Genomic DNA, 9,070 nt, shown 5'->3' on the forward strand with positions numbered 1-9,070 from the left:
CGGGTTATTGGCGACGCCCCGACCTGCGGGTGTTGGCTAGTGGGGCCAATCGCCCACGGCGACGGTGGAGTGCGGCCAGTCACCGACGTTGACGGTCGCGTGCGGCCAGTCACCGACGTTGATGGTGGAGTGGGGCCAATCGCCGACGGCCACCGAGGAATGGGGCCAGTCTCCCACCGCGGGGGTGGAATGCGGCCAGTTGCCGACGGCAAGTACCGCGCCGGCTGCCAATGCGGCCGTGGCCGCGAGGGCTGCAACAAGCTTCTTCAATGTTTTCTCCTTAGGGGGTCGCCGTGGGTCTTGCAGTTACTGCGTCAGTGAGTGGCGCATCACTTAACATTCATTGTAAATTGGTCAGAACATGTTTCGTCAAGGTTTTCCGTCCAAAGCTTTTGCGAATCCGGTTGTTGTTCACCATCAGTTGTTCTAAGGGGTCATCCATGGGAATCAAATTCGGCGAGAAACTACGCCACGCTCGTCAGCAGATGAAACTGACCCAGGCCCAGCTGGGACACGGGAAGTATTCCACCAGCTACATCTCGCTTTTGGAGACCGGCAGCCGCGAACCGACTTCCGAAATCATCACCGAATTGTCGGCCCGCTTGAATCTCGACCGAGAACTGATGGATTCCTGGAACACCCCCGTTTCCGCGGATGAGGCCGAATTCGTGCTGTTGGAGCACCGCGCCCGGCAGTCCTTCACGGCCCGTGAGTACTCCGACGCCGAGGCTACGGCCACCGAGGCGGCCTCCGTCGCCCTGCGCCTGAAGAACTCGAGCGCCTGGTGGAACATGATGTTCCTGCGCGCCGAGGCGCTGCGCGACCAAGGCCGGCACGACGAGTACCGCACCGCTGCCGAGGAAGTGTTGAACCACCCGCTGACCGATGAGTCGCTGGCCCTGAAGGTCAGGGCAGAAACCCTGGTGGCCAACGCCTACCTGGGGTTGGGCAAGTTGCATATCGCCGTTGAACACGCCCTCAACGCCGTGGAGCAGGGCAAGAACCTGCCCGGTGACTCGCTGATCTACATCGGTGCGTTGTTCGCGCTGATCGCCTCGCTGGCCGAGTCCGGGCAGCTGGATTCCGCCTGGGCCAGTTGTGAGGCCCTGGCCGAGGCGGTGGCCGAGGGTGCGCCCAGCCAGACGGCCGGAAACGCCTATTGGGCCATCGGCAACGTGGCGTTCAAACGCCAGGACATCGCCGCCGGGTTGAGCAACCACCAGTTGGCCGCCCAACGCTTGTTGCCGGCCAGCGACATCGAACAGTGGGCCCGGTTCAACAAGGCATCGGCCTCCATGCGGTTGGCCGCCGGGGTCGTCGAGCCCGAGACCCTGGAGTGCATCGAGAAGGCTGAACTGGCCATCAGCGTGATCGGCGGAAATCCGGCCGAGGCGCTCGAGCTGCGACTTACCCGGGCCCGCTGGCTCCACCTCAACGGGCAGCCCGAAGAAGCCCTGGAGGAGCTGGCTCCGGTGGAGTCCGAGCGGGAATTGCTCTCACAGCATCTCCAGGGCGAAATCGACCTGCTCACGGCCCGCTGCATGGTCAGCATGGGCAACGGCACCGAGGCCGTCGAGCACTTGGCCCGCGCCCAGCAGGCCTTTGCCTTGGCCGGTTCGCCCGACCGTGCCTCGCTGGCGATCGAACTGGCCACCGAGATCAGGGCCTCCCGCCGCGGCAAGTAGGCGGGCGACTCAGGCCGAAAAGGACTGCCCGGTCAGGCGCTGGTAGGCCTCGATGTACCGGGCGCGGGTGCGTTCGACGACGTCCTGCGGCAGGGCCGGCGGCGGGGTATCCCCCGCACGGTCCCAGCCGGAGGCGTCGGAGGTGAGCCAGTCACGGACGAATTGCTTGTCGAAGGACGGCTGGGCGTGCCCCGGCTCGTACGTCTGCGCATCCCAGAAGCGCGACGAGTCGGGGGTGAGGACCTCGTCCCCCAGGATGATCCCGCCGCTCGCGGGGTCCAGACCGAATTCGACCTTCGTATCGGCCAGGATGATGCCGCGCTCCCGGGCGATCTGCTCGGCCCGCGTGTAGACGCCCAGGGTCAAGTCCCGCAGCTGGTCTGCCACGGTCGAACCAACCCGTTCCACCACCTCGTCAAAGGTGATGTTCTCGTCATGTTCACCGACCTCCGCCTTCGCGGACGGGGTGAAGATCGCCGGCTCCAGGGCTGATCCGTCGACCAGCCCCTCGGGCAGGGGCAGGGAACAGACGGTACGGCTGGCCTGGTACTCGGCCAGCCCCGAGCCCGTGAGATACCCCCGGGCGATGCATTCGATCGGGTACATCTGCAGCTTCTTGCAGACCATGGCCCGTCCGGCCACTGCCTCCGGCACGTCGGTCGAGATGACGTGGTTGGCGAAACCGTCGAGCTGATCGAACCACCACAGGCTCAGCTGCGTGAGGACCTTGCCCTTGTCCGGGATCGGGGTCTCCAGCACGAAGTCGTACGCACTGATCCGGTCACTGGCCACCACCAGGACGCGATCGGCCTCCTCCGGCGGGATCCCCGCCGGGGTGTACAGGTCGCGGACCTTGCCCGAGTAGAGGTGGTCCCACCCGGGAAGTTGCACGGTCTCGGTCTCGAAGCCGGCCATCAGTTGCCTTCCTGCTCGATGGTGACGCCGCCCTGGGCGGCGCGTAGTGCGATGTCGGTGCGGTATTGCCCGCCCTCCAGGGCGATCTTGCCGATGCCCGCATAGGCCCTTTCGCGGGCCCCTGCCAGGTCGCGGCCCAGACCGACCACGGCCAGGACCCGGCCTCCCGCGGAGACGGTGGCACCGTCGTCGTCCAGGGCAGTGCCAGCGTGCAGGACGCTCACGCCGTCCAGCTCGGCGGCTGCGTCGAGACCGGTGATGACGTCGCCGGTGACCGGGGCGTCCGGATAGCGGGCGGAGGCCAACACGACACCGACCGCAGTCTTGCTCCGCCAGGTCAGGGGTTCGATGGTGTCCAAGGTGCCGTTCGCGGCGGCCAGGAGCAGCGAACCCAGCGGGGTCTTGAGCCGGGCGAGAACCGCCTGTGTCTCGGGATCGCCGAAGCGGGCGTTGAATTCAATGACGCGGATACCGCGCCGGGTCAGGGCGAGCCCGCAGTACAGCACGCCGGCGAACGGGGTGCCGCGGTCGGCCATGGCAGTGATCGTCGGACGGGCCACGCGTTCCATGACGTCGTCGACGAAGCCGGCAGGTAGCCATTCCAACGGGCTGTAGGCGCCCATGCCTCCGGTGTTGGGTCCCTCGTCGCCGTCGAAGATGCGCTTGAAGTCCTGGGCAGGTGCCAGCGGGACTGCATGGTAGCCGTCGGAGATGACGAAGAGGGAGACCTCGGGCCCGTCGAGGAACTCCTCGATGACCACCGATCCCCCGGCGCCGAAGCACTCCTGGGCATGGGCCAGTGCTGCCTCGCGGTCATCGGTGACGACGACGCCCTTGCCCGCGGCGAGGCCGTCGTCCTTGACCACGTAGGGGGCGCCAAAGGCATCGAGCGCGTCGGCCGCCTCGGTGGAGTTGGTGGCGACCCGGGCCATGGCCGTGGGCACTTCGGCGACGGCCATGATCTCCTTGGCGAAGGCCTTGGATGCCTCCAGCTGGGCGGCTGCCCGGGTGGGGCCGAAGGCCGGGATTCCCGCCTCCTGCAGGGCATCCACGACGCCGGCGGCCAGCGGGGCCTCGGGCCCGACGACAACCAAGGACGAACCCAGTTCGCGGGCCAGCGCGACGACGGCCGCGGGATCCTGGGCGTTGACAGCATGGACCGGGACGTCGCGGGCGATGCCGGCATTTCCGGGTGCTGCGTGGACCTCGGTGACGAACGGATCGTCGAGGAGGGAACGGACAAGGGCGTGTTCGCGGCCACCGGGGCCAATGACGAGTACCTTCACGATCCCCAAGCGTACCGGGGCAATCGCCCACGGGCTTGGGTAGGGTGGTGGACGTGCGTAACGAAACACTTTGGGAAGCCCGCCGGAAGCAGAACCCCGGCCATTCGCAGTGGTACATCCAGCGGTTCGAGGCCATGCGTGCCGAGGGGGCGGATCTCGACGGCGAGGCCCGTCTCATCGACGCGATGCTCGCCCGTGGCAGCAAGGTGCTGGACGCCGGCTGCGGCCCGGGACGCGTTGGCGGCGAGCTGGCGGCGCGCGGCCACCGGGTCCGGGGCGTCGACGCCGACCCCGAACTGATCGAGGCGGCACGGACGGATCACCCGGACGTCGACTGGCAGGTCGCGGATCTGGCGGAGCTGGAGGCACCGGCCGCGGACCAGGCGGTCGACCTGCTGGTCTGCGCCGGCAACGTCATGACCTTCCTGGCCCCGGGGACTTCCGGGGAGGTGCTGCGGCGCTTCCACACCCAGCTGGTGCCCGGCGGGCGAGCGGTCATCGGATTCGGCACCGACCGCGGCTACGATCCCGAGGTGTTCCAGTCGGAGGCCCGCGCCGCGGGGTTCACGGTGGACCAGCTGTTCTCCAGCTGGGAGTTGCACCCCTACCCGGGGGACACCTCGTTCCTGGTGGCCGTCCTGGCCCGTCCTGCCGGTTCCTGATCCGGCCCTCCCGCGACGCCACGGCAGCATAGAGTAGGACCATGTCACAGACCCCTCCCGACTTCGCCGACCTGGCCGTCGTGGACCGCAGCGGCTTCATCGAATCGCGTCATGCGGGCACCGCCGTTGTCCTCGGTGCCGACGGGGCTGTCCTGCGCTCCCTCGGCGACATCGATGCCCCGATTTTCCCCCGGTCCGCGCTCAAGCCCTTCCAGGCACTGGCCTCCATGCAGTCCGGCGTTCCGCTGCGCGGCGCCGAGGTCGCCCTGGCCTGTGCCAGCCATGTGGGCAGCACTGAGCACCAGGAGCTGGCCGCGTCGATGCTGGCGAAGGCCGGCCTGTCAGCCGATGACCTGCGCTGCCCCACCGCCTGGCCGCGCCATGAGGCCACCCGGCTGGAGGCCATCCGAGCCGGCGGCTCCCCGTCGCGGTTGGCCTTCAACTGCTCCGGCAAGCATGCCGCCTTCCTGTGGGCCTGCACGGAGAACGGGTGGGACACCGCAACCTATCTGGACCCCGGGCACCCCCTGCAGCGCCGGGTCGTGGAGGTCGTGGAGGAGTACGCGGGCGAGAAGATCGCCCATCTGGCCGTCGACGGGTGCGGTGCCCCGGTACCCGCCATCTCGTTGCGCGGGCTGGCCGCCGCAACCGGGAGGCTCTCCGGGTCCCCCGGCAACAAGGCATCCGATGCCCGGGCGGCCACCATCGCCACGGCCATGCTCGACTACCCCTGGGCCGTCCAGGGACACGGCGAGGAGAACACCGTGGTCATGGAGGACCTGGAGGTCCTGGCCAAGCTCGGGGCCGAAGGCGTGTTGATCCTGGGCACCGCTGCGGGGATCTCCTGCGCCGTGAAGGTCAGGGACGGCAACGGCCGGGCGGCGTCGCTCGTCGGCCTGACACTGCTCGCGTCGGTCGGGGCCATCGAGGTCGACGCGATGACCGCGGTGCTGGAGAAGATCAGCACCCCCGTCCTGGGCGGGGGCCAGCCCGTGGGCCGCATCCGGGTCGCCCGCCCCGTGCTGGACCTGCTGGACTAGGGCGTGGGGGTACGACGGCGGATCACCGCCGAGCAGGGACGGCCCGCCGTGGCCGCCTGGCGGCGGGCCGATGCCACCCAGCGGGCCGCCTTGCCGCGGCCGGCACTGGCGATGGCCGTTCGGTATGCGCTCGAGGAGCTTTCCGAGCAGGCCGAGGGCAACTCGGTGGAAGTCAGGGTGCCGCCCTTCGGCGTCGCCCAGTGCGTGGCCGGGCCCCGGCATACCCGGGGAACGCCACCCAATGTCATCGAGCTCGACGCCGCAACGTGGCTGGCCCTGGCCACCGGTGAGGTCAGGTGGGCCGAGGCCCTCGCCTCCGGCACGGTAGCCGCGTCCGGGCTGCGTGCTGACTTGTCCGAACACCTGCCACTCTTCGGTACCCTTTAAGGCATGGATTCACCGCGCCCTGACGCCACCCCCGAAGACCGTTCCCCCGTTGCGGGCTCCGTTGAGGTCACGGTTTCGAGCTCCCCGAAGTTCTGGCCCTTCGCCGGCGCCGGGGCAGTCGTCGGCGTGCTGGCCGCCATGTTCACCGCCCTGTCCGGGGATCCGGGCGGCGAGTTCACCCGGGGATCGGTCTTCGGGTTCTTCGCCGTCGTTTTCGGGCTGGCCGGAGCCTTCCTCGGATGCCTGGTCTTCCTCATCGTGGACACCGTGCTGCGCCGCCGCAGCCGACGGGCACGCGCCGTTCCCGTGGATGACGGAGACGTGACCCGATAGCGGCCCCCGGGACCGGCCGCAGCGCAACAACGTGAGAGAATGTTGACCATGGTGCGTGGTGACGGAAAGCTTTCACATGATCTTTTGTCCGACGAGAAGGGCCCCCAGGACGAATGCGGGGTCTTCGGGGTCTGGGCTCCCGGCGAGGACGTAGCCAAGCTGGCCTATTACGGCCTCTATGCCATCCAGCACCGCGGCCAGGAGTCGGCAGGCATCGCGACCTCCGACGGGCAGCGGATCAACGTCTACAAGGACATGGGGCTGGTGTCCCAGGTGTTCGACGAGAACACGCTGAATTCGATGACCGGCCACATCGCGGTCGGCCACTGCAGGTACTCCACGACGGGCGCCAGCCACTGGGCCAACGCCCAGCCGACCCTGGGTGCCACGGCAGAGGGGACGGTCGCCCTGGCCCACAACGGCAACCTGATCAACTCCGCCGAACTGATGGACATGGTCGTCGCCGAGCAGGGTGCCAAGTTCCGCGGTGAACTCGCCCAGGGCAACACCACCGACACCGCGTTGGTCACCGCCTTGTTGGCCGGCCAGGAGGGCACCACCTTCGAGGAGACCGCCCTGGCGCTGCTGCCGCAGCTCAAGGGGGCGTTCAGCTTCGTCTTCATGACCGAGGGGACCCTCTACGCGGCCCGCGACCCGCACGGTGTCCGCCCACTGGTGCTCGGCCGGCTGGAGCGCGGCTGGGTCGTGGCCTCGGAGCAGTCGGGCCTGGCAACGGTCGGCGCCAGCTTCATCCGCGAGATCCAGCCGGGTGAGTTCATCGCCATCGACGAAGAGGGCATCCGCTCCCAGCGATTCGCCGAGGCCACCCCGGCCCACTGCGTTTTCGAATACGTCTACCTCGCCCGCCCGGACGCATCCATCAACGGCCGCTCGGTCTACGAGTCCCGGGTGGAGATGGGCCGCCAGCTGGCCCGGGAGAACGCCGCCGACGCCGACATCGTCATCCCCGTCCCGGAGTCGGGCACCCCGGCAGCCATCGGCTTCGCCGAGGAATCGGGCATCCCGTTCGCCCACGGATTCGTGAAGAACGCCTACGTCGGACGAACCTTCATCCAGCCCTCGCAGACCCTGCGCCAACTGGGCATCAAGCTCAAGCTCAACGCGCTGGAGCCGGTGATCCGCGGCAAGCGGGTCATCGTCGTCGACGACTCGATCGTGCGCGGCAACACCCAGCGCGCCGTGGTGCGGATGCTGCGCGAGGCCGGCGCCGCCGAGATCCACGTGAAGATCTCCTCCCCGCCCATCAAGTGGCCCTGCTTCTACGGCATCGACTTCGCCTCCCGCGCCGAGCTCATCGCCAACGGTGCGACGATCGAGGAGATCACCACCTCCGTGGCCGCCGATTCGCTGGCCTACATCTCCGAGGACGGCATGATCGCCGCCACCGAACAGCCGCGCGAACGCCTGTGCACCGCCTGCTTCTCCGGAAAATACCCCATCGAACTGCCCGACCAGGACCGACTCGGCAAGAACCTGCTCGAGCGTCCGAACGCCGGCAGCGACGGCTGCGACCCGGGACCGGACGCAGAATTCGAGGATTCCCTCACCCCCGCCGACAAGACCCCGAATTCGAAGTAAGGACGCCTGACGCATGACATCCTCCCAGCCCGAATCCGCCGGCATCACCTACGCCTCCGCAGGTGTGGACGTCGAGGCCGGTGACCGCGCCGTCGAACTCATGAAGGGCGCCATCAAGGCCACCCACAACGAGTCGGTCCTCGGCGGCGTCGGCGGTTTCGCCGGCCTCTTCGATGCCAGCGCGCTGGTCTCCTACAAGAAGCCGCTGCTCGCCACGTCCACCGACGGCGTCGGGACCAAGGTCGCGATCGCCCAGGCCATGGACATCCACCACACCATCGGCCAGGACCTGGTGGGCATGGTCGTCGACGACATCGTCGTGGTCGGTGCCAAGCCCTTGTTCATGACCGACTACATCGCCTGCGGCAAGGTGGTCCCCGAGCGGATCGCCGACATCGTGCGCGGCATCGCCGAGGGCTGCTCGATGGCCGGCACCGCACTGGTCGGCGGGGAAACCGCCGAGCATCCGGGCCTGCTGGGCGAGCATGACTACGACGTCGCAGGTGCTGCCACCGGCGTCGTCGAGGCCGATGCCCTGTTGGGCCCCGAACGCGTGCGCTCCGGCGACGCGGTCATCGCCATGGCCTCTTCCGGCATCCACTCCAACGGCTACTCCCTGGTCCGCCGGGTCATCAACCACGCCGGGTGGGCCCTGGACCGCGAGGTCTCGGAGCTGGGCCGCACCCTGGGCGAGGAGCTGCTGGTCCCGACCCGCATCTACACCTCCGACTGCCTGGACCTCATGGACCATCTGAACGTCGATGGGGCTTCCGTGCTGCACGGCTTCAGCCACGTCACCGGCGGCGGCCTGGCCGCCAACCTGGCCCGCGTGCTGCCGCAGGGCCTGATGGCCACGGTCGAGCGGTCCACCTGGTCCCTGCCGGCGATCTTCTCGCTGGTCGGCGAACTGGGCGGCGTCCCGCAGGCAGACCTCGAGCGGACGCTGAACCTCGGCGTGGGCATGATCGCGATCGTGGATGGCGACGCGGCGCAGGCCGCAGTAGCCCGGTTGAATGAGCGCGGCGTCCCGGCCTGGGTCGCCGGAACCGTCGGGGCCATCACCGACGACGCGGCCTCCAGCGGCGCCGATTTCGTCCAGGGCGCGAAGGGAGTCGACGGCGGGGCCGTCCTCATGCGCGGAGCCTACGCGGGCTGATTCCCGC

10 protein-coding genes are annotated in these 9,070 nt (G+C 68.6%); 7 read left to right on the forward strand and 3 right to left on the reverse strand.

Features of this window, described 5'->3' with window-relative positions:
* Window positions 1–36: 36 nt before the first annotated feature.
* Window positions 37–270, reverse strand: a complete 234-nt coding sequence (locus ABD088_RS04290; protein WP_343900303.1) for a hypothetical protein — start codon at window positions 268–270, stop codon at window positions 37–39.
* A gap of 170 nt (window positions 271–440) precedes the next feature.
* Here ABD088_RS04290 and ABD088_RS04295 point away from each other — a divergent pair, with 170 nt between their 5' ends.
* Window positions 441–1,685 carry a helix-turn-helix domain-containing protein gene (locus tag ABD088_RS04295; protein ID WP_343900304.1) on the forward strand — a complete coding sequence of 415 codons (1,245 nt, stop codon included), beginning with the start codon at window positions 441–443 and terminating at the stop codon, window positions 1,683–1,685.
* Window positions 1,686–1,694: 9 nt separating this feature from the next.
* Here ABD088_RS04295 and ABD088_RS04300 read toward each other — a convergent pair whose 3' ends face one another.
* Both ABD088_RS04300 and purD read right to left on the reverse strand, forming a co-directional pair.
* Window positions 1,695–2,600, reverse strand: coding sequence for a phosphoribosylaminoimidazolesuccinocarboxamide synthase (locus tag ABD088_RS04300; RefSeq protein ID WP_343900305.1), 906 nt, complete (start codon window positions 2,598–2,600; stop codon window positions 1,695–1,697).
* Window positions 2,600–3,886 (reverse strand): phosphoribosylamine--glycine ligase, encoded by a 1,287-nt coding sequence (gene purD, locus ABD088_RS04305; protein ID WP_343900307.1) that lies wholly within the window; start codon window positions 3,884–3,886, stop codon window positions 2,600–2,602. Before purD ends, ABD088_RS04300 begins: the two co-directional genes overlap by 1 nt.
* Window positions 3,887–3,939: 53 nt before the next feature.
* Between purD and ABD088_RS04310 the strand changes: the two genes are divergently transcribed.
* From ABD088_RS04310 to purM, 6 genes are read left to right on the forward strand one after another with little or no spacing between them, the layout of a single operon-like run.
* Window positions 3,940–4,548 (forward strand): class I SAM-dependent methyltransferase, encoded by a 609-nt coding sequence (locus ABD088_RS04310; RefSeq protein WP_343900308.1) that lies wholly within the window; start codon window positions 3,940–3,942, stop codon window positions 4,546–4,548.
* Between the two features lie 41 nt (window positions 4,549–4,589).
* A complete protein-coding gene (locus ABD088_RS04315) occupies window positions 4,590–5,588 on the forward strand; it encodes an asparaginase (protein WP_343900309.1) in 999 nt (332 codons plus the stop codon).
* A gap of 3 nt (window positions 5,589–5,591) precedes the next feature.
* Complete coding sequence (locus tag ABD088_RS04320; protein ID WP_343900311.1) at window positions 5,592–5,975, forward strand: sterol carrier family protein; 384 nt, start codon at window positions 5,592–5,594, stop codon at window positions 5,973–5,975.
* Between the two features lie 3 nt (window positions 5,976–5,978).
* Complete coding sequence (locus ABD088_RS04325) at window positions 5,979–6,308, forward strand: hypothetical protein (protein ID WP_343900312.1); 330 nt, start codon at window positions 5,979–5,981, stop codon at window positions 6,306–6,308.
* 48 nt (window positions 6,309–6,356) lie between these two features.
* Window positions 6,357–7,907, forward strand: coding sequence for an amidophosphoribosyltransferase (gene purF, locus ABD088_RS04330; protein ID WP_343900313.1), 1,551 nt, complete (start codon window positions 6,357–6,359; stop codon window positions 7,905–7,907).
* A gap of 13 nt (window positions 7,908–7,920) precedes the next feature.
* Entirely contained in the window at window positions 7,921–9,063 is a 1,143-nt protein-coding gene (gene purM, locus ABD088_RS04335; RefSeq protein WP_343900314.1) for a phosphoribosylformylglycinamidine cyclo-ligase, read from the forward strand.
* Window positions 9,064–9,070: the final 7 nt, after the last annotated feature.

This window comes from Arthrobacter rhombi (assembly GCF_039526245.1).
Lineage (GTDB): Bacteria > Actinomycetota > Actinomycetes > Actinomycetales > Micrococcaceae > Arthrobacter_H > Arthrobacter_H rhombi.